We start from the raw sequence: 20,592 nt of genomic DNA on the forward strand, positions 1-20,592 counted from the left end.
AACCCGGAAGCTAAGCCCCACAGCGCCGATGGTACTGCACCCGCCAGGGTGTGGGAGAGTAGGACACCGCCGGACAACACCCCAACCCGAGGGCCCCACACCGACGTGGGGCCCTCAGGCATTTAACGGGACAGCGCGCAGTACCAACTAGACTGGATGTCAGCTTTTCGCCCTGAAAGGGTGCACGCACTGTCGAGACATGAGCGGTCCTCGGATCGCACCACTCGCTGCCAGAGAATCGCGGCGGCACAAGGAAAGGAACCACATGGCAGAGGACTTCGGACGCGGTCAGGGCGGACGGGGGTTTGGTGGCCCACGTCGCGGCGCCGGGTCGGGTCGGGGCTCCGATCGCTCGGGTGGTGGCGGTTTCCGTGGTGCGAACAACTCGGGCGGTAAGCCGCGCGGGTTCCGTGACCGCCGTTCTGAGTCGGGCGACGAGCGTCCGTACGGCGACCGCGGAGAGCGTGGCGACCGTCGGTTTGGCCCCTCGGAGCAGGGCGAGCGCCGTCCCTTCGGCGACCGCAGTGATCGTGGCGACCGTCGGTCTGGCCCCTCGGGGCAGGGCGAGCGCCGTCCCTTCGGCGACCGTGAGGACCGTGGCGAGCGCCGTTCGTACCGCCCGTCGGGTCAGGGCGAGCGCCGTCCGTTTGGCGACCGCAGTGATCGCCGCGAGCGTCGTCCCTTCGGCGATCGTCCGCGTTTCGATCGCGAGGGCGGCGAGCGCCGTCCGTTTGGCGACCGCGGTGACCGTGGTGATCGTCCGCGCTTCGACCGTGAGGACCGCGGCGAGCGCCGCCCCTTCGGCGATCGTGGGAACCGCCGACCGTTCGGTGACCGGGGCGAGCGCGGAGATCGTGGCGAGCGTCCCTCGTATGGAGACCGTGGCGAGCGCCGGCCCTTCGGTGACCGCGGTGACCGCGGCGAGCGTCCCTCGTATGGTGATCGCGGCGACCGTGGCGAGCGTCGCCCGTACGGCGACCGTGGTGATCGTCCGCGCTTCGACCGCGGCGACCGCGGCGAGGGCCATCCGCAGGGTGACCGCGGGGATCGCGGCGAGGGCCGTCCGCAGGGTGACCGGGGGGATCGCGGCGAGCGTCGCCCGTATGGCGACCGCGGCGATCGTCCGCGTTTCGATCGTGAGGACCGCGGCGAGCGCCGCCCCTTCGGGGACCGCGGGGACCGCGGCGAGCGTCCCTCGTATGGTGATCGCGGGGATCGTCCGCGCTTCGACCGCGACAATCGCGGCGAGCGTCGCCCGTACGGCGACCGCGGTGATCGTCCGCGTTTCGATCGTGAGGATCGTGGCGAGCGTCGTCCCTACGGCGACCGCGGCGAGGGCCGCCCTTCCACCAGTCGTGAGGACCGCGGTGCGCGTCGGCCCGACGGTGTCCGTGGCGGCCGTCCTGGCTTCCAGCGTGGCGACCGCGGCGAGCGGGGCTCCCGCCCGCGCGTCGAACGTGGTGATCGTCCGCGCTTCGACCGCGATCGTGCGCGCCCGGCCCGCGACGGGCACGGCCCCGAGGCCGAGCAGCCCGAGTCGCCGCGCGATCACAACGCAGCGGATCTTCGCGTCTCGAACCGCCCCGATCGCGAGCGTTCGCCCGAGATCGATCCTGATGTGACCGGCAAGGAGCTCGACCGGGCTACCGTCGCCCAGCTCCGTACCCTCGAGAGCCGCAGCAGCGAGTGGGTCTCCAAGCACCTCGTCATGGCCGGTCGCCTCATCGACCTGGACCCCGAGGCGGCCTTCCAGCATGCCCTGGCGGCGAGCCGTCGCGGCGGACGTATCGGCGCGGTGCGCGAGGCCGTGGGCATGACCGCCTACGCCGCGGGCCGGTACGACGACGCACTCCGTGAGTTCCGCACGTTCCGCCGCATCACGGGCTCGAGCATCCACCTCGCGCACATGGCCGACTGCGAGCGTGGCCTCGGCCGGCCTGAGAAGGCGCTCGAGCTCACGCGCTCGGACGAGCGGGACATGCTCGACACGGCCGGCAAGGTGGAGCTCGCCATCGTCGCGTCCGGTGCCCGCTCCGACATGGGCGATGTCGCGGGTGCGGTCGAGGAGCTCGAGGTGCCGCAGCTCGACATCAACCGGGCGTTCTCGTTCAGCCCGCGCCTCTTCGAGGCCTACGCCGACGCGTTGACGGCGGCGGGCCGTGCCGACGAGGCCGCGAAGTGGTACCGCCAGATCGGCGTCGCGGAGAGCGCGCTCGGTGTCGGCGAGTTCGAAGAGCCGGACATCTTGGACTTCGGCTCGGACGAAGAGGATGAGGAAGAGGCTGGGCGGCCGTCGCACGAGGAGGCAGCGTCCGCTAGTGCGGACGACGCCGATGACTCGGACGAGTACGTCGGCTCGGACGACGATGACGAGGACGGCGGCCCTGCGGCCGGCTCTGAGTCCGCCGAGTCCGGCGCGTCCTCCGAGGCGCATGGCCTCGCCGAGGACGAGATCGGCGTGACCGAGCACGACGCCGCGCCTGGCGAAGCCGCGGAGTCTGGCGAGGAGCCCGGGGAAGCCCCGGAGGGCGAGTCCGGGCCGGAGACGGACGCGGGGCGCGACTGACGTGGCGGCCGAGGCGTTCATCGACGCGTTCGACGCGGTCCTCTCTGACCTCGACGGCGTCGTGTATGCGGGTCCGCATGCGATCCCTGGCGCGCCCGAGGCCCTGCGGGGCCTCGCGGCGCGCGGCGTCCGCCTCGGCTACGTCACGAACAACGCGTCGCGCTCGCCCGCGGAGGTGGCCGCCCACCTCCGCGAGCTCGGCGCGCCCGCCGAGGACGACGACGTCGTGAGCTCGGCTCAGGCGGGCGCCGAGCTGCTCGCCCGGAAGGTGCCGAAGGGGTCCCCTGTCCTCGTGACGGGGAGCCGCGCGCTCGCGCACGAGGTCGAGCTGCGCGGTCTCGTCCCCGTGAGATCCGCGGAGGACGCCCCCGTCGCCGTGATCCAGGGGTTCAGTCCGGACCTCGGCTGGCGAGACCTCGCCGAGGCCTCGTACGCGGTCGCCGCAGGCGCCCTGTGGGTCGCGACCAACACGGATCTGACGATCCCGCAGGCTCGTGGGATCGCCCCCGGCAACGGCGCCCTCGTGAACGCCGTGCGCGGGGCCACGGGCCGCGAGCCCCTCGTGGCAGGCAAGCCGGAGGCGCCCCTGTTCGTTGCCGCGGCCGAGCGGCTGGGCGCCCATCGGCCCGTCGTCGTGGGCGACCGGCTCGACACGGACATCCTCGGCGGCAACCGCGCGGGCTTCGCCACGGCCGCCGTCCTGACGGGGGTCGACACGAAGGAAACCATCCTGGCGGCGCGCACCGCAGAGCGGCCGCGCTACATCCTCGGCACGCTCGCCGAGCTGTACGCTCCGTACCCCGAGCCCCACACGGACGACGGCGCGTGGCGGGCCGGGGACTCCGAGGCTCGCCTCCACGGGAACGTGCTCCGTGTGAGCGGCAGCCCCGACGATCTCGACGCCTGGCGCGCGGCCTGCGCCGCGTGGTGGGCCGCCCGCCCCGACACGGACGAGCCCACGTCGCCTGAGCTCGTCTGGGAGTCCTGACTCCGCACGGTCGATGGGTGCGTTCCTCGGGAGGAGATGCCCTCAACCGCCCCGGCAGTGAGCCATGACTCCGACGGGTGGTTCCCAGCTGAGGTCCGTCTCCTCGATAAGCTGGAGGGCATGAGCCAGGAACCTGTGTCCCCCGCAGTGGACCGCGCCCTGGGCGTCCTCGAGGAGGCCCAGTCGCTCGAGGGCCCCCAGCGCGCCGAGGCGTTCGAACGGTTCCACGACGCCCTCGCGGCCGCCCTCGACGAGGAGCCGGAGGGCTAGCGTGCTGCGGCTCGATCTCGAACTCGTCCGCAGGGGCCTCGCCAGGTCCCGCACCCACGCCGCGAAGCTCGTCGCGGACGGCCACGTGACGGTCGGTGGCCGGATCGCCGGGAAGCCGTCCCAGGCGGTCGCCCCGAGCGACGCCATCGGCGTCGAATCCTCGGAGCACGACCGCTACGCGAGCCGCGCGGGCCTCAAGCTCGCGGGCGCCCTCGAACGCTTTCCCGCGGTGGATCCGCGAGGCCTCCGCTGCCTCGACGCCGGGGCGTCGACCGGCGGCTTCACCGACGTGCTCCTCGAGCGCGGCGCGACCCACGTGGCGGCCGTCGACGTGGGCCACGGCCAGCTCGTCGAGCGCCTGCGCCTCGATCACCGCGTCGAGGTCTACGAGGGCCTCAACGTCCGCGATCTCGAGCCTGTGACGATCGGCGGCCCGGCACAGCTTACGGTGGCCGATCTCTCCTTCATCTCGCTCACGCTCGTCGTGGCGCCCCTCGCCGCCTGCACGGTGCCCGGCGGGGACCTCCTGCTCATGGTCAAGCCGCAGTTCGAGGTGGGCCGGGAGCGGCTCGCAAGGACCGGCGTCGTGAGCTCGCCGACCGAACGGCGCCGCGCGGTGGCGAGCGTGGCCACCGCCGCGCTCGGCGCCGGACTGGGCCTGCGCGGCCTCGCGGAGAGCCCCCTGCCGGGGCAGGACGGCAACGTGGAATACTTCCTGTGGCTGACGAGGACCGGAACCGGGGAAGCCGCCTCGGGCGCGTCCGTCGACGAGCTGCTCGCGACGGTCTGGCCCGGGGCGACGGCACGAGGGGAGAGACCAGCATGAGCCGACGCGTGCTCGTCCTCGCGCACACTGGGCGCGAGGAATCCATGATCGCGGCCCGCGAGGCGTGCGCCCAGCTCCACGGGTCAGGGCTCGTGCCCGTCATGTCGCCGCAGCAGCAGCACGATCTCGACGTCCACTTCGGAGGCCTCGACCACCCGACAGAGCTCCTCGGCACGGACGTGGAGCTCGCCGACGTGGAGCTCGTGATGGTGCTCGGCGGCGACGGCACGATCCTCCGCGCCGCGGAGCTGGTTCGCGAGGTCGACGTGCCGCTCCTCGGCGTCAACCTGGGGCACGTGGGCTTCCTCGCCGAGAGCGAGCGCGCTGACCTCGCCCAGACGGTGCAGTGGATCGCGAGCCGGAGCTATTCCGTCGAGGTGCGCATGACCATCGACGTGACGGTCTGGGTCCAGGGGCACAAGGTCGCGCACAGCTGGGCCCTCAACGAGGCGGCGATCGAGAAGGCCAGCCGGGAACGCATGATCGAGGTCGTCACCGAGGTGGACGGCAAGCCGCTCACCTCCTTCGGCTGCGACGGCGTGGTCCTTGCGACGCCGACCGGAAGCACGGCCTATGCCTTCTCCGCGGGCGGTCCGGTCGTGTGGCCGGAGGTCGAGGCCCTGCTCATCGCGCCGATCAGCGCCCACGCGCTCTTCGCCCGCCCGCTCGTCGTCTCCCCGCACTCGCGGCTCGCCGTCGAGATCCTCAACCGGACCGACGCGCAGGGCGTGCTGTGGTGCGACGGTCGCCGCTGCGTGGACCTTCCGCCGGGTGCGCGCGTGGAGGTGACCCGCTCCGCCCGGCCGGTGCGGCTCGCGCGGATCAGCGCGACGCCGTTCTCGGCTCGCCTCGTGCGGAAGTTCGAGCTCCCCATCCACGGCTGGCGCGGCCCGGCTCCGGTCGGAACCAACGGGGCCATCCCGGTGCCGGAACTGCCCGCGCAGCCATGGACGGGAAGGAGCCTCGGCCCCTTGGAGTCCTTCGAGGCGGGCACCGATGAGGCGGGAACGGACGAGGCGGGAACGCCCAAGGCGGGAGCCGACGAGGCGGAGAGGGGCACAGCCGAGTGATCGAGGAACTGCGGATTCGCGACCTCGGAGTCATCGCCGACGCGACGCTCCCGCTCGGCCCCGGCCTCAGCGTCGTGACGGGCGAGACCGGCGCTGGGAAGACCATGGTCGTCACGGCCCTCGGCCTGCTCCTCGGCGGGCGCTCCGACGCGGGCGCCGTGCGGGTCGGCGCCAAGTCCGCGCTCGCTGAGGCGAGCGTGCGCCTCGAAGCGGGGCACACCGCCGTCGAACGCGCTATCGAGGCCGGCGCCGAGGTGGACGAGCACGACGGCGCCGCCGACCTCCTGCTGGCACGCACGGTCGGTGCGGACGGCCGGAGCCGTGCGCACCTCGGCGGCCGCAGCGCGCCCGTCGGCGCGCTCGCCGAGGTGGGCGGCCAGCTCGTCGTCATCCATGGGCAGTCCGAGCAGCTGCGGCTCAAGAGCGCCGCGGCGCAGCGGGAGGCGCTCGATCGCTTCGCCGGCGAGGATTTCGGAAGCCGGCTCGGCGAGTACGCCGCGCTGTACAGGGGTTGGAACGCGGCGCAGAGGGAGCTGGACGAGCTGACCTCGGCGTCCCGTGAGCGCCTCCGCGAGGCGGAGTCGCTCGAGGCCGCGCTCAAGGAGATTTCCGCCGTCGATCCACAGCCGGGCGAGGACGAGCGGCTCAAGGCCGAGTCGGTGCGGCTGTCCAACCTCGAGGGCCTCCGGCTCGCGGCGCAGCAGGCGCACGAGGCGCTCGTCGCCGAGGACTTCGGGGAAGCCGGGGACGCGACGACGCTCGTCGACGCCGCCAAGCGCGCGCTCGAGCACGTTGCAGAGCACGACGCCGCCCTTGCCGCCTCGAGCGAACGGCTCGCCGAGGTGGGGTATGTCCTCGCCGATATCGCGCAGGAGCTCGCGAGCTACGGTGCGTCGCTCGACGCGGAGGGACCGCAGCGGCTCGCGGAGGTCGAGGAGCGCCGCGCGGCGCTCGGGAACCTCGTGCGGAAGTACGCGCCGACCGTCGACGAGGTCATCGAGTGGGCCAAGACGGGCCAGAAGCGCCTCTACGAGCTCCAGGACGACGGCGGTCGCATCGAGGCGCTCACGGAGCAGGTCTCGCGCGACGAGGAACAGCTCCGCTCTCTGGCCGCCGAGCTCACGGCGCGCCGGCGCGACGCGGCGGCCCAGCTCGCCGAGCGCGTGAGCGCAGAGCTCACGGCGCTCGCGATGCCCGACGCGACGCTCCAGGTCGGAGTGGAGGAGACCGCCGATCTCGGTCCCCTCGGTGCCGACGAGGTCTCGATCATGCTCCAGCCGCACGCCGGCGCACCTGCCCGGCCGCTCGGCAAGGGCGCGTCGGGCGGCGAGCTCTCGCGCGTCATGCTCGCGATCGAGGTGGTCCTCGCGGCCGTCGATCCGGTGCCGACGTTCGTCTTCGACGAGGTGGACGCCGGTGTGGGCGGGCGCGCTGCGGTTGAGATCGGCCGCCGCCTCGCGATGCTCGCCCGGCACGTGCAGGTCCTCGTCGTGACGCACCTGCCGCAGGTCGCGGCGTTCGCCGACCGTCACATCCGTGTGACGAAGAACTCGGTCGCATCGGGGGAGCGCGGCTCGGAAGGGGTTGCAGGCTTCACGTCCAGCGACGTGTCGCTCCTCGGACAGGACGAACGCGTGGTCGAACTGGCGCGGATGCTCGCGGGCCAAGAGGATTCGGCCTCGGCGCGGGCCCACGCCCAGGAACTCCTCGACGACGCGCGCGCGGACCGCGAGGGGCCGCCGCGCAAAACGGCGCGCGCAGGAACCCGGGCCCGGGCGGCGAAGTGATGATAAGCTCGAATTCCGTGGTGCATCGCTCTCATTCACGGTTCTCAGACGCCGACAAGACGACCAAGCAGATCTTCGTGACCGGAGGCGTCGCCTCGTCGCTGGGGAAGGGTCTGACGGCGTCGAGCCTCGGACATCTCCTGCGCGGGCGCGGGCTCTCGGTGACAATGCAGAAGCTCGACCCCTACCTCAACGTCGATCCCGGAACGATGAACCCGTTCCAGCACGGCGAAGTCTTCGTGACCGAAGACGGCGCCGAGACGGATCTCGACATCGGGCATTACGAGCGCTTCCTGGACGAGTCCCTCGACGGCTCCGCGAACGTCACGACCGGCCAGGTCTACTCGACGGTCATCGCGAAGGAGCGCCGCGGCGAATACCTCGGCGACACCGTCCAGGTCATCCCGCACATCACCGACGAGATCAAGCGCCGGATGCGCCTCCCCGCGGAGGGCCCCGACGCCCCGGACGTCATCATCACCGAGATCGGCGGCACGGTCGGCGACATCGAGTCGCAGCCGTTCCTCGAGGCGGCCCGCCAGGTCCGCCAGGACGTGGGCCGCGGCAACGTGTTCTTCCTCCACGTCTCCCTCGTGCCCTACATCGGGCCGTCGCAGGAGCTCAAGACCAAGCCGACTCAGCACTCCGTGGCCGCTCTCCGCTCGATCGGCATCCAGCCCGAGGCGATCGTGGTCCGCTCGGACCGCCAGATCCCGGACGCGATGCGGGACAAGATCGGGCGCATGTGCGACGTCGACACGGACGCCGTGGTGAACTGCCCCGACGCGCCGAGCATCTACGACATCCCGAAGGTCATCCACTCGCAGGGCCTCGACTCGTACATCGTGCGGGCGCTGGACCTGCCCTTCAAGGACGTCGACTGGACCAAGTGGGACCGCCTCCTCAAGGCCGTGCACGAGCCGGCCCATGAGGTCGACATCGCGCTCGTGGGCAAGTACATCGACCTCCCGGACGCGTACCTGTCCGTGACCGAGGCGCTCCGCGCGGGCGGGTTCGCGAACGACACCAAGGTCAACATCCGCTGGGTCGCCTCCGACGAGTGCCAGACTCCGACGGGCGCGCAGAACGCGCTCGCCGGCGTCGACGCGATCGTGGTCCCGGGCGGCTTCGGCATCCGCGGCCTCGAGGGCAAGCTCGGCGCGCTCACGCATTCGCGCGAGCAGCAGCTCCCGACCCTCGGCCTGTGCCTCGGCCTCCAATGCATGGTCATCGAGTACGCGCGCAATGTCGTGGGCCTCGAGGGCGCGTCGTCGAGCGAGTTCGAGCCCAACTCGAAGTACCCGGTCATCGCGACGATGGCCGAGCAGCTCGAGATCGTCGAGGGCAAGGGGGACATGGGCGGCACGATGCGCCTCGGCCTCTACGACGCGGTGCTGCAGGACGATTCGGTCGTCGCGCAGACCTACGGGGTCACGAAGGTCTCGGAGCGCCACCGCCACCGGTACGAGGTCAACAACGCGTACCGCGGCCAGCTCTCCGAGGCGGGGCTCGTGTTCTCGGGTACGTCGCCGGACGGCAAGCTCGTCGAGTTCGTCGAGCTCCCGCACGACGTGCACCCGTATTACGTCGCGACGCAGGCACACCCCGAGCTCGGCTCGCGCCCCACGCGCCCGCACCCGCTCTTCGTGGGGCTCGTCCGAGCCGCGCTCGAGCGGAAGCAGGGCGTCTCGGCCTCCGCGGCGAAGGCGGAGCCGAAGAAGACCGCGAAGGCCTCCGCGGCCCAGCGGGCAGAGTAGGCGTCCGTGACGACGCACGCGCCGCGGCCGCACCTCGAGGATTCGCTCAGCCCGCGGCGCGTGCTCGCGTCGGAGCCCGTCTACGAGGGCAGGATCTGGGACGTCCGTTCCGACACGTTCGAGCTCGCGCCCGGCTCTGAGCCGCTGCGCCGGGACTTCATCGAGCACCCGGGGGCCGTCGCCATCCTGCCCATGGACGAGCAGGGGCGGGTCCTGATGCTCCGCCAGTACCGCCACCCGGTCGGGATGGACCTGTGGGAGATCCCGGCCGGCCTGCTCGACGTCGACGGCGAGTCGAACCTCGACGCCGCGGCGCGCGAGCTCGCCGAGGAGGCCGACCTCACGGCGTCCGAGTGGCACGTCCTCGTCGACTTCTTCACCTCTCCCGGCTCCTCGAGCGAGGCCATCCGGATCTACCTCGCCCGCGGGCTCGCGGAGATTCCGCACCACGAGCGTCATGAGCGGACGGCGGAGGAATCGGAGATCGAGTTCGCGTGGGTCGAGCTCGACGAGGCGGTGGCCGCGGTGCTCGACGGGCGCCTGCACAACCCGAGCGCCGTCGTCGCCGTCCTCGCTGCCGCCGCCCGGCGGGATGCGTTCGAGCAGCTCCGCCCGGGGGACGCGCCCTGGCCCGCCCACCCGGCCCAGCGCTGATGGCGGGGGAGGCACCCGAACCGTCCCGCCCGCCGTCGGCCGTTGACGCCGCGGTCGGCGACTATCTGAGGCATCTCGCCGTCGAGCGCGGCCTCGCGGCCAACACCCTCGCCGCCTATCGGCGCGACCTCCGCCGGTACACCGACTACCTGGCCGCCGCCGGGATCGGCGCCCCCGGAGAGGTGACCCTCCAGCTCGTGGCGCGCTTCGCCGAGGCGCTGCGGGACGGGGCCGACGGCGGCACGCCTCTCGGAGTGCGATCGGCGGCCCGCTCAGTGGTCGCCGTCCGCGGGCTGCACCGCTTCTGGGCTCTCGAGGGGACGACCGCGGGTGATCCCGCCGCGGACGTCCACCCGCCGCTGCCGGGCCAGCGGCTCCCCAAGGCGATCCCGGTGGACGACGTGGCACGCATCCTCGAAGCCGCGTCCGCAGACTCCCCGACAGGCCTGCGGGACCGCGCCCTGCTCGAGTTCCTCTACTCGACCGGCGCGCGCATCAGCGAGGCCGTGGGGCTCGACGTCGACGACGTCCGGCTCAGCGGCGAGGACGACGGCGGACCCTCCGTGGTACGGCTCTTCGGCAAGGGATCGAAGGCCCGGCTCGTCCCACTCGGCTCGTACGGCGCGCGGGCCGTGGACGACTACCTCGTCCGCGCCCGGCCCCTCCTCTCGACGAAGGGGCCCGGAACGCCGGCGCTCTTCCTCAACGCCCGCGGCGGGCGCCTGAGCCGCCAGAGCGCGTGGACGATCCTCAAGGACGCCGCCGAACGCGCGCAGATCGGGCGCGACGTCTCGCCGCACACCCTGCGCCATTCGTTCGCGACGCATCTCCTCGAGGGCGGCGCCGACGTCCGCGTGGTCCAGGAGCTCCTCGGCCACGCGTCCGTCACGACGACGCAGGTCTACACGCTCGTCACGGCGGATACGCTCCGCGAGGTCTACGCCGCGGCGCACCCGAGGGCGCGGGGCTGATGGGCGCTGGGTCCTCGAGGGCGGCGCTGATGCGCGCCCCGGGCTCTTCGGGAGCAGCGGCCTAGTGGGCGCCCCCGTCGCACTGTGTTTCCTGCTCCGCGACGGCGCCGCCGGCCGCGAGGTCCTGCTCGGTCGCAAGAAGCGGGGCTTCGGCCGAGGCAAGGTCGTGGGTCTGGGAGGGCACGTCGAGCCGGGAGAGTCCCCGGCGGAGGCGGCCGTGCGCGAGCTGCATGAAGAGGCCTGCGTCGTGCTCGACCGCGCGGCGGTCCGACCCGGAGGCACCGTGGACTTCCGTTTCCCGGCCCGGCCAGAGTGGGACATGGAGTGCACCATGTACACGTGCACGGCGTGGTCCGGCGAGGTCTGCGAGACGGACGAGATCGCTCCCGCGTGGTACCCCGTCGATGCCCTGCCGCTCACCGACATGTGGCAGGACGCCGACCACTGGCTCCCGATCGTGCTGTCCGGGAGGGTCGCCGACTTCCTCGTGGAAATGGCCGAGGACAACGAGACGGTGGCCCGTTTCGCTGTCCTCGGCTAGGTTGTTCGACTCTTCAGTCGATGTGCCGTTCGTCGGGGCCGTTGTAGGCGCTGAGCGGGCGGATGAGCGAGTTGCTCTCGAGCTGCTCCATGACGTGCGCCGTCCAGCCGACGATCCGGCTCGCGACGAACAGGGGCGTGAACGTGGGGATGTCGAAGCCCATGAGGTGGTACGCCGGGCCGGTGGGGTAGTCGAGGTTGGGCTTGATGCCCTTGGCCTCGTCCATGGACTGCTCGAGCCCGTCGTACAGGCCGAGGATCTCGGGCCGGCCGTAGTACGTGATCAGGTCGTCGAGGGCGGCCTTCATGGTCGGGACCCGGGAGTCGCCGTGCTTGTAGACGCGGTGCCCGAAGCCCATGATCTTCTTCTTCTCGGCCAGGGCCTGGTCCATCCAGTCCTTGGCACGGCGCTTGGCATCCTCGTGGGACTCGTTCGGGTCGATCCCGATCTCCTCGAACGTCTCCATGACGGCCTCGTTGGCCCCGCCGTGCAGCGGGCCCTTGAGCGCGCCGATCGCGGCGGTGACCGCGGAATGGAGGTCGGAGAGCGTGGACGTCACGACGCGCGCCGTGAACGTCGAGGCGTTGAACGAGTGCTCGGCGTAGAGGATCATCGAGACCTCGAACGCGCGGATGACCTCGGGCGCGGCCTCGACCCCGAACGTCATCCAGAGGAAGTTCGCGGCATAGCCGAGGTCGGCGCGGGGCTCGATGGGCTGCTCGCCCCGGCGGCGCCGCTGGTCGTAGGCGACGACGGCGGGCATGGCCGAGAACAGTGCGACGGCCTTGGCGATGTTCGCCCCGCGCGACGAGTCCGCGGCGAGCGAGTCGCGAGCGCCGAGCACGGACGCGGAGGTGCGGCAGACGTCCATGGGGTGCGCCGTGGTGGGCAGCTCGTCGACGATGGACTTGAGGAGCGGGTCGAGTGCGCGGCCGGCGCGCTCCTGCTGCTCGAACGCCGCGAGCTGCTCGTGCGTGGGGAGCTCGCCGTACCAGAGCAGGTAGGCGACCTCCTCCATGCTGCACCGCGCCGCGAGCTCCTGGACGGGGTAGCCCCGGTAGAGCAGGGAGTTCGTCTCGGGATTGACCTTCGAGATGGCGGTGTAGTCCACCACCACCCCGGCGAGACCCTTCTTGATCTCGTCGGTGTTGGATTGCTGCGTCATAGCGGGCTCCTTCGTTGGTGGCCTACCTTCGGCCTCAGTATCGGCCGGGAACCTGAAAATTGAAGACGCCGGCGTCGAAGCGGTTGTACGCCTCGTAGTCAACCAGCTCGTAGAGGCGAGAGCGAGTCAACATGTTCCCGACCTGGTCTTCCTGGGTGCCGTGCGCAGCGATTGCTTCCAGCGTACGTTCTGCAGCGCCCATGGCAATCCTCAACAGGGTCACAGGGTAGATCACGAGGTTGATCCCGACGCCCGCGAGCTCCTCGACGGTGAAGAGCCGGCTCTTGCCGAACTCCGTCATGTTGGCGAGGATCGGCACGTCGACCGCGTCGCGGATCGCCTTGAACTCCTCGAGGCTTCCCATGGCTTCGGGGAAGATGGCGTCCGCACCGGCGTCGACGAGCGCCTTGGCGCGGGCGACGGCGGCGTCCAGGCCCGCTGGCCCTTCGCCGGTGGCGCGCACGTCCGTGCGGGCCATGATGAGGAAGTTCGGATCGCGGCGGGCGTCGGCGGCGGCACGGATGCGCTGGAGCGCGGTATCGAGGTCCACGACGGCCTTGCCGTCGAGGTGGCCGCAGCGCTTGGGGTTGACCTGGTCCTCGATGTGGCAGCCGGCCAGCCCGGCGTTCTCGAGCTCCTGGACGGTGCGGGCCACGTTCATGGGCTCGCCGAAGCCCGTGTCCGCGTCCACGATCGCGGGGAGCTCGGTCATGCGCGCGATCTGCCCTGCCCGGGTCGCGACCTCGGTGAGCGTGGTGAGCCCGATGTCGGGGAGGCCGAGGTCGTTCGCGAGGACGGCGCCGGAGATGTAGACCCCGGGGAAGCCCTTCTCCTCGATGAGGCGTGCGGAGAGCGGGTTGAACGCACCCGGGAACTGCTGGATCCTCCCGGAGACGAGGGCCTCGCGCAGGCGGATCCGCTTCTGTTCGGGGGTGGACTTGGAGTACAGCATGTGGCGGGTCCTCCTAGAACAGGCCGTGGGGCGCGGACGTGAGGTCGATGACCCCGTCCTTGGCGAGGACGTTGAGCTGGTCGAGTTCGCCGGCACCGAGCTCGGGCAGACGCTGGACGGCGGCGAGGAATCGCTCGATCTCCTCCGGGGCCACGGCCTCGGAGGCCAGCGCCCTGAATTTCTGGATGTACTGCTCGCGGCCGAAGGGCCGGGCGCCGAGCGGGTGCGCGTCCGCGACGGCAATCTCGTCCTCGATCACGGTGCCGTCAGACAGGGTGATGGTGACGGAGCCGCCGAAGGCCTTCTCCGCGATGTCGAGCGAGTGGTAGCGGCGCGTCCACTCGGGGTCCTCCTCGGTGGTGACCTTGTGCCACAGCTCGACCGTGTCCGCGCGCCCCGCGCGCTCGGGGGCGTACGAGTCGACGTGGTGCCACGTGCCGTCCTGGAGGGCGACCGCGAAGATGTACGGGATCGAGTGGTCAAGGGTCTCGCGCGAGGCCGTGGGGCTGTACTTCTGCGGATCGTTCGCGCCTGAGCCGATCACGTAGTGGGTGTGGTGGCTGGTCCGGATCAGGATGCTCTTGACGTTGGCCGGGTCGGTGGCCTCGGGATGCTCGCGGTGCAGCTTGCGGGCCAGGTCGATCCAGGCCTGGGCCTGGTATTCGGCCGAATGCTCCTTCGTGTACGTGTCCAGGATCGCCCGCTTGGCCTCCCCGGGCGCGGGGAGCGGGACCTCGTAGGAGGCGTCGGGGCCGTCCAGGAGCCACGCGATGACGCCGTCTTCCCCTTCGTAGATCGGCACCGGGGAGGTCTGCCCGCGCATCGCCCGGTCCACCGCCTCGACGGCCATCTTCCCAGCGAATGCCGGCGCGTGGGCCTTCCACGTGGAGATCTCGCCCTTGCGCGACTGGCGCGTCGCCGTCGTCGTATGCAGCGCCTGGCCCACGGCCTGGAAGATCGTCTCGACGTCTAGGCCCAGCAGAGTTCCGATCCCTGCCGCGGCGGACGGGCCCAGGTGCGCGACGTGGTCGATCTTGTGGGCATGCAGGGAGATCGCCTTGACGAGGTCCACCTGGACCTCATAGCCGGTCGCGATGCCACGGATCAGGTCGTGGCCGGTGGAACCGACGTGCTGGGCCACAGCGAGGATCGGGGGGATGTTGTCCCCAGGATGCGAGTACTCGGCGGCCAGGAACGTGTCGTGGTAGTCCAGCTCCCGCACGGCGACCCCGTTGGCCCAGGCGGCCCACTCGGGGGAGACTCGGTCCCCGACGCCGTACACGAGCGCCCCGCGCCCGCCCGACGAGGGCGCGTGAGACAGGGCCTGCGCCCGGGCCGCGACGATCGGGCCGCGGTTGAGCGAGGCGATCGCGACCGAGGCGTTGTCGATGATCCGGTTGATGACCATCTCGGCCACTTCGGGCACGACCTCAACCGGGTCCGCGGCTACCCGCGCGATCTTGTGCGCGAGCTGCTCCTCGCGCGGGAGGTTCTCCTCGCTCTTGTAGACGCGGACGTGGTGCAGCTCAACCATGGGAAGCCTCTCTTGGGGCGGATGGGCGGGTGGAGTGGGTCGGCACGGTTCGGACTGCCGGCCCAGTTGAATCCTCGGGGCGGGGAAGGTGGATCTGTACGGACTTGATGTGGTTCAGGCTGTTGTTCAGGTGTACCGCCGTCGCGGCGGCCGCGAGGGGCGCGTTGCCCTCCGCGATCGCCCCGGCGATCGCAGCGTGTTCGGCGGCGGCCTGCCGGAGCCGCGCGGCGTCGTCCTTCGCGAGCCGGCGCACTCGGGCGAGGTGGACGCGCAGCCCTTCGAGTGACTGGGAGAGGTACGTGTTGGCGATCGCGCCGTCCACGGCGCTGTCGAGCTCGGCGGCGAGGGCGTAGTACTCGCTCCGTTGGGGGTCCTCGTCCGTCAGCAGCGCCGGGGCCGCGAGGAGTCGGTCCCGCAGGGCCGCGAACCGCGCTCGGTCACCGCGTTGGGCGGCGAGCGACGCCGCTTTGCACTCGAGCGCCTCGCGCAGCTCGAACAGCTCCCCGAGGTGGGCCAGCGAGACGTCGCTGACTACCACGCCGCGGCCTCGCTGGGCGGTCGCGAGCCCCTCCGCCGTGAGGCGCGCAAGGGCCTCGCGCAGGGGCGTGCGCGACACGCCGAGCCGCTCGGCCTGCTCGACCTCGCCGAGCACCGTGCCCGGAGCGAGCCGCCACTCCACGATGTCGTCGCGGAGCGAGGCGTAGGCCCGATCGCTCGCCTTCATCGATCACCCCTTCCGTCCCTGTATACATTGGCACGCTCAATGCCAGCAGGCAACCCCAATTCCCGCTCGGCTTCGAGGCTTGTGTATACACACCTCTCGGCAGGTCGAAACTCGACGACCCGCAGGCGCTCCGTTCGTTCGGCAAGAGACAGGGTGGTTACTCACGAGTAACATGAGGGCATGCATCTGCTCCTGCGCACGCTCCTGCTCCTGGTCACATCGGGGCGTCGTCCGCCGCTGAGCCTCTGGGGCACGTCCTCCCTCCCGCTCCGGGTGTACCCGACCGATATCGACATCGCGCTGCACGTCAACAACGGCATGTACTTCTCTCTCATGGACCTGGGCCGCTTCGACCTCATGGTCAGGGCCGGCGCGTGGCAGAGGATGCGGGCCAAGGGCTGGAAGCCCGTGGTGAACCTCGAGACCATCACGTTCCGCAAGTCGCTCACGCTGTGGCAGCGGTACACGATCGAGACGCGCATCATCGGCGTCGACGAGCGTGCAATCTACTTCGAGCAGCGCATGGTGGCCCGCGGCGAGGTCTACGCGCGGGCCTACATCGCGACACGCCTCGTGTCCCCGAAGGGCCCCGTAAGCAACGAAGAGATCTTCGCGGAGGTCGGGCCGCCGCCCGCGGACCTCGAGCTCCCCGAGTTCCTGCACCGCTGGCGGGAGGAGAACGCGCTCCCGAGCACGCGTCGCCCCGCGCCGCACGTCTGGTAGGGCCGGGAGCCCTCCGCCCGAACGCTAACGTGGGGTGATGGAGTTCACCACGCGCCCCGAGCTCTCGGGAACGTTCGGCATGGTCTCTGCCACGCATTGGATCGGCGCCCAGGCGGGCATGGCGATGCTCGAGCGCGGCGGCAACGCGTACGACGCCGCTGCTGCCGCCGGCTTCGCGCTCCAGGTCGCCGAACCCCAGCAGAACGGCCCGGGTGGAGACCTCACGCTCCTCTTCGCCGAGCGCGGTGCGGCGCCCCGAGTCCTGTGCGCGCAGGGACCCGCCCCGGCCGGCGCGAGCGCCGCGGCCTTCCGCGAGCTCGGGCTCAGCCACGTGCCCGGCACCGGGCTCCTTGCCGCGGCCATCCCTGGCTCGACGCTCGGGTGGCTCACGCTGCTCGCGGACCACGGGACGCTCACGTTCGCGGACGTGATCGGCCCCGCCCTGCGCGTCGCCGAGGAAGGGCTGCTCGTAGGCCGCCGCCTCGCCGCCGTCCTCGAGCGCATGGCTCCCCACTTCGCTGCCCACTGGCACAGCTCCGCCGAGCTCTACGCCCCGGGTGGCGCGCCCGTCGCGGAGGGAAGCCTCCTGCGCAATCCCGCGCTCGCGCGGACCTGGCGGCGCCTCGTCGTCGCGGAGGCTCGCGCCGCCGCCGGTGGGGCCGACCGCGCGCAGGGGATCGGCGCCGTCGGCCGCGAATGGACGGAGGGCTTCGTCGCGGAGGCGATCGACGCGTTCTGCCGCGTCCCCCGCCGCGATTCGAGCGGCACCGCGCACGCGGGTGTGCTCACGGCTGCGGACCTCGCTCAGTGGCGGCCGCACTACGAGCCCACGGTCTCGCTCGACTTCCGCGGCTGGACCGTGCACAAATGCGGCTTCTGGAGCCAGGGCCCCGCGTTCCTCCAGCAGCTCGCGATCCTCGACGCCGTCCCTCACTTCGGTGAGGGCGCCCTCGCACCGGGGACCGAGGACTACGTGCACACGGTGCTCGAGGCGACCAAGCTCGCGCTCGCGGACCGGGACGCGTGGTACGGCGACGCCCCCGGCGTGCCGGCCGCGGAGCTCCTCTCGCGCGAGTACGCAGCGGAGCGGGCGCGGCTCATCGGGGACGGAGCGTCCCTCGAGATCAGACCAGGCTCCCCGGGCGGACGCGTCCCGCGGCTCCCGGACCTCGAGGTCCGCGGCGGGTTCGAGGCCGCCGGGGTCAACGGCCTGGGCGAGCCGAACGCCGTCAGGGCCCTCCTCGAGGCATCGTCCATCCCGGACGCCGAGGGCCGGGCCCGCACCGACACGGTGCACGTCGACGTCGTCGACCGCTGGGGCACGGTGGTCTCGGCGATGCCGAGCGGCGGCTGGCTCTCGAGCTCGCCCGTGATTCCGGAGCTCGGCTTTCCGCTCGGCACGCGCCTCCAGATGGCGTGGCTGGAGGAGGGCCTGCCCAACACGCTCGCGCCCGGACGCCGTCCGCGGACCACGCTCTCGCCGTCCATCGCGACGCGCGGGGGAGAGGCCGTGCTCGCGTTCGGCTCGCCCGGCGGGGACCAGCAGGACCAATGGCAGCCGCACTTCTTCCTCGACGTCGTCCTGCGGGGCGCGGGTCTGCAGGAGGCCATCGAGGCGCCGGCGTTCCACTCCGCGCACCTGCCCTCGAGCTTCTATCCGCACGAGCGGCAGCCCGGCGTCGCGCTCCTCGAGGGCCGCTTCGATGACGAGACCATCGCGGCGCTGCGGCGGCGCGGGCACCGGATTGGGGTCACCGGCGGCTGGCAGCTCGGGCGGCTGTGCGCCGTGGCCCGGGACCCTGCGACCGGTGCCCTCCGGGCGGGTTCCGATCCGCGCGGTGGCACGGGCTACGCCGTGGGCCGCTGAGGCGCGCAGCCCGACCGGGCGAACCACCGTCCTGAGTGTTGGAGACTACGCCGCCATCTCGCGGAACGCGCCCGCGAGCTGCGGGTAGTCGAACCCGAACCCGGCCGCGCGGAGCACGGCGGGGAGGGCGCGCACGCTGTCGAGCGCGAGGTCAGGGTTGGTGCGCAGGACCTTCGCGGCGACCCTCAGGAGCGGCGCGGGCGCCGGAATTCCAATGGGCATCCCGACGAATTCACGCAGGTGCGCCATGAGTTCCCGGTTTTGGATCGGGTACGGCGACGTCGCGTTGACGACTCCGTCGGGCAAGACCACGGGCTCCTCGCCCGGCGCGGGGGTCAGGCCGAGCGCGGCGCGCGCGGCACGAACCCAGTCGTTCGCGTGGATCCAGCTGAACCATTGCTCGCCCGAGCCGAGCGGGCCGCCGCCGCCGAGGCGCGCGACGGCGGTGAGCCGCCCGAGGATCGCGGCCTCCCGGGCGAGGACGACGCCCGTGCGGAGCACCACCCGATGCTCCGCGACGGCCCCCTCGAGCGAGGCCTCCCACGCGCGGACGACGGCGGCGAGGCCGGGAGCGTCGGGGACCCGCGACGTTTCGTCGAACGCCTCGCGCGAGTTGCCGTAGATTCCGACCGCGCTCTGCTGGAGCCAGTGCTCCACGGGACGGTTCCAGGATCGGCTGGCCTCGACGAGGGCGCGGGTCGGCTCGACGCGCGTAGCCTCGAGCTTCGCGAGATTCTCAGGGGTCCCGGGCATGTCGAGGCTCACCCCCGCCGCGTTCACGACGTTGAGCCGAGCCTCGGCGCCGAGCCGGTCGCTCCAGGCGCCCGGCGTGCGGCCATCCCACGAGATCTGCTCGAACGGGGAGGGGCGCAGGGCGCGCGAGAGCACCACGACGCGCTGCCCGTCGCACACGAGGTTGGATGCCAGGAGCGTCCCCAAGAACCCCGAGCCCCCGGAGATCGCCGTGAGCGGACCCCGGGCCGCGCCGTCGTCCGTGCCCGCCGCAGGCGCCGCCAGCCGGTAGAGCCGCGCGCACTGGGAGGCGAAGCCGCGCACGAGAGGCTCGCCGGCCGTGAGGCCGAACTGCTGCGCGAGCGGGCCCTCGAGCGAGACGCGCTGGGTGAAGAGCGTGCCGTCGCCGCGCTGCTCGAGCGTCCACTCGATCGTCTGCGCGCCGCGGGGCTGGGGTTGGCGGAGCACGATGCGGCGCCCGGGGTCGACGGCGTCCACCCGGAAGGCGGGAGCAGTGCGCCGATGCAGCGGGCCGAGCAGGGCGTGGGAGGGAGAGTAGTGGCCCGCGGCGCCCTCCCGGAGTGCCCCGATGACGGCGGCGGAGCCTACCGCGGGATTCCACTGCGGCCAGAGCTCAAGCTGCTCGAGGACCTCCCACAGGCGGTCGGCGGGAAGTCGGAACCATTGCGATGCGGTGCGCTGCCAGGTCACCTGAGCCAGTCTAGGCGGTCGGCTCCGCATCGCACGGGCCGCCGTCGGCGTCGCACTCGATCGCGCCGGACGCCTCGATGGCCGCCGAGATCCGCTGGCACGCCACGAGCAGCGAGTCCTGCTGCTCCGGGGTGAGGGCGTCGAACACGATGCTGCGCACGAACCCGACATGCCCCGGTGCAGCCTCGATGATCGCTTCCCGGCCGGCGGGCGTCAGGGCGATGTCCTGTCCCCGACCATCCTCGGGCGAACACGCGCGGGAGATAAGGCCCTTGCCCTCCATGCGCCGGAGCAGGTGCGAGAGGCGGCTGCGCCCCCAGCCGAGCATGCGCGCCGCCGTGCCCGAGCGGAGCACGCCGTCGGGGTTCTCAGTCAGCGTCGCGAGCACCGAGTACTCGGGGCCGGACAGCCCGGAGTCGTGGAGCAGCTGACGGTCGACGGCAGGCTGGAGCCCCCACAGGAGGTGCCGCAGGGCGAGCCAGACCTCATGCTCGCGCTCGTTGAGCCAGCGCGGCTCGGAGGTGGGGACGAGATCCCTGGCTTCCGCTTGTGTCCTGACGGCATGCGTCTCCACGCGAGCCTCCATGCGTATCCCCCCGGCCGTCCTGCCATGAACTTGACGCATCAATCTTATGGGTGTAGCGCGCGATCGCCAAGTGCGGCGCCTAGCCTGAGTAGGACTCGCAGGGCCCCCATCGGGCTGGGGCCTGACCTTCCAGTCGAGTCTCGACTCTGCTAAGCAGGAAGGAGTCTG

General features: G+C 71.9%; 19 protein-coding genes and 1 rRNA gene. 14 read left to right on the plus strand and 6 right to left on the minus strand.

Features of this window, described 5'->3' with window-relative positions; genetic code table 11:
- The 12 genes from rrf to E6A26_RS16885 all read left to right on the plus strand — a co-directional run.
- Window positions 1-75: ribosomal RNA gene (gene rrf / locus E6A26_RS18175) — 5S ribosomal RNA — on the plus strand; the annotation flags it as partial.
- A 584-nt stretch (window positions 76-659) separates the two neighbouring features.
- Window positions 660-1,622: a hypothetical protein gene (locus E6A26_RS18180; RefSeq protein ID WP_456114979.1), complete on the plus strand. Its 963-nt coding sequence runs from the start codon at window positions 660-662 to the stop codon at window positions 1,620-1,622.
- Window positions 1,619-2,566: a tetratricopeptide repeat protein gene (locus tag E6A26_RS16845; protein WP_136612368.1), complete on the plus strand. Its 948-nt coding sequence runs from the start codon at window positions 1,619-1,621 to the stop codon at window positions 2,564-2,566. Before E6A26_RS18180 ends, E6A26_RS16845 begins: the two co-directional genes overlap by 4 nt.
- Before the next feature lies 1 nt (window position 2,567).
- Window positions 2,568-3,554, plus strand: a complete 987-nt coding sequence (locus E6A26_RS16850) for an HAD-IIA family hydrolase (RefSeq protein WP_136612369.1) — start codon at window positions 2,568-2,570, stop codon at window positions 3,552-3,554.
- 120 nt (window positions 3,555-3,674) lie between these two features.
- The gene (locus E6A26_RS17685; protein ID WP_168928774.1) at window positions 3,675-3,824 is read left to right on the plus strand and encodes a hypothetical protein; all 150 of its coding nucleotides are present in this window, start codon (window positions 3,675-3,677) and stop codon (window positions 3,822-3,824) included.
- A gap of 1 nt (window position 3,825) precedes the next feature.
- Window positions 3,826-4,650, plus strand: coding sequence for a TlyA family RNA methyltransferase (locus E6A26_RS16855; RefSeq protein ID WP_136612370.1), 825 nt, complete (start codon window positions 3,826-3,828; stop codon window positions 4,648-4,650).
- Window positions 4,647-5,720 (plus strand): NAD kinase, encoded by a 1,074-nt coding sequence (locus E6A26_RS16860; protein WP_136612371.1) that lies wholly within the window; start codon window positions 4,647-4,649, stop codon window positions 5,718-5,720. The genes E6A26_RS16855 and E6A26_RS16860 overlap by 4 nt, the downstream gene beginning before the upstream one ends.
- Complete coding sequence (gene recN, locus E6A26_RS16865) at window positions 5,717-7,507, plus strand: DNA repair protein RecN (RefSeq protein WP_136612372.1); 1,791 nt, start codon at window positions 5,717-5,719, stop codon at window positions 7,505-7,507. The genes E6A26_RS16860 and recN overlap by 4 nt, the downstream gene beginning before the upstream one ends.
- Window positions 7,507-9,264, plus strand: a complete 1,758-nt coding sequence (locus E6A26_RS16870; RefSeq protein ID WP_136612373.1) for a CTP synthase — start codon at window positions 7,507-7,509, stop codon at window positions 9,262-9,264. Before recN ends, E6A26_RS16870 begins: the two co-directional genes overlap by 1 nt.
- 6 nt (window positions 9,265-9,270) lie before the next feature.
- Window positions 9,271-9,918, plus strand: coding sequence for an NUDIX domain-containing protein (locus E6A26_RS16875; protein ID WP_136612374.1), 648 nt, complete (start codon window positions 9,271-9,273; stop codon window positions 9,916-9,918).
- Window positions 9,918-10,889, plus strand: coding sequence for a site-specific tyrosine recombinase XerD (locus tag E6A26_RS16880; RefSeq protein WP_136612375.1), 972 nt, complete (start codon window positions 9,918-9,920; stop codon window positions 10,887-10,889). Before E6A26_RS16875 ends, E6A26_RS16880 begins: the two co-directional genes overlap by 1 nt.
- A gap of 64 nt (window positions 10,890-10,953) precedes the next feature.
- Complete coding sequence (locus E6A26_RS16885; protein ID WP_136612376.1) at window positions 10,954-11,430, plus strand: 8-oxo-dGTP diphosphatase; 477 nt, start codon at window positions 10,954-10,956, stop codon at window positions 11,428-11,430.
- Window positions 11,431-11,443: 13 nt separating this feature from the next.
- Here the strand turns inward: E6A26_RS16885 and E6A26_RS16890 are convergent, their stop codons facing one another.
- From E6A26_RS16890 to E6A26_RS16905, 4 genes are read right to left on the minus strand one after another with little or no spacing between them, the layout of a single operon-like run.
- On the minus strand, window positions 11,444-12,595 hold the full coding sequence (locus E6A26_RS16890) for a bifunctional 2-methylcitrate synthase/citrate synthase (protein ID WP_136612377.1): 1,152 nt from the start codon (window positions 12,593-12,595) through the stop codon (window positions 11,444-11,446).
- Between the two features lie 34 nt (window positions 12,596-12,629).
- On the minus strand, window positions 12,630-13,547 hold the full coding sequence (gene prpB, locus E6A26_RS16895) for a methylisocitrate lyase (protein ID WP_136612378.1): 918 nt from the start codon (window positions 13,545-13,547) through the stop codon (window positions 12,630-12,632).
- 13 nt (window positions 13,548-13,560) lie between these two features.
- The gene (locus tag E6A26_RS16900; protein ID WP_136612379.1) at window positions 13,561-15,081 is read right to left on the minus strand and encodes an MmgE/PrpD family protein; all 1,521 of its coding nucleotides are present in this window, start codon (window positions 15,079-15,081) and stop codon (window positions 13,561-13,563) included.
- Entirely contained in the window at window positions 15,074-15,805 is a 732-nt protein-coding gene (locus E6A26_RS16905) for a GntR family transcriptional regulator (RefSeq protein ID WP_136612380.1), read from the minus strand. The genes E6A26_RS16900 and E6A26_RS16905 overlap by 8 nt, the downstream gene beginning before the upstream one ends.
- Before the next feature lie 180 nt (window positions 15,806-15,985).
- Here E6A26_RS16905 and E6A26_RS16910 point away from each other — a divergent pair, with 180 nt between their 5' ends.
- Window positions 15,986-16,528, plus strand: a complete 543-nt coding sequence (locus E6A26_RS16910; RefSeq protein WP_136612381.1) for an acyl-CoA thioesterase — start codon at window positions 15,986-15,988, stop codon at window positions 16,526-16,528.
- Between the two features lie 37 nt (window positions 16,529-16,565).
- On the plus strand, window positions 16,566-18,395 hold the full coding sequence (locus E6A26_RS16915) for a gamma-glutamyltransferase family protein (protein WP_136612382.1): 1,830 nt from the start codon (window positions 16,566-16,568) through the stop codon (window positions 18,393-18,395).
- A 45-nt stretch (window positions 18,396-18,440) separates the two neighbouring features.
- Here the strand turns inward: E6A26_RS16915 and E6A26_RS16920 are convergent, their stop codons facing one another.
- Entirely contained in the window at window positions 18,441-19,838 is a 1,398-nt protein-coding gene (locus E6A26_RS16920) for a DUF1731 domain-containing protein (protein ID WP_168928775.1), read from the minus strand.
- 10 nt (window positions 19,839-19,848) lie between these two features.
- A complete protein-coding gene (locus E6A26_RS16925; RefSeq protein ID WP_234865636.1) occupies window positions 19,849-20,412 on the minus strand; it encodes a MarR family winged helix-turn-helix transcriptional regulator in 564 nt (187 codons plus the stop codon).
- Window positions 20,413-20,592 lie beyond the last annotated feature (180 nt).

The sequence above is a fragment of the Sinomonas albida genome, from assembly GCF_004919045.1.
GTDB lineage: Bacteria > Actinomycetota > Actinomycetes > Actinomycetales > Micrococcaceae > Sinomonas > Sinomonas albida.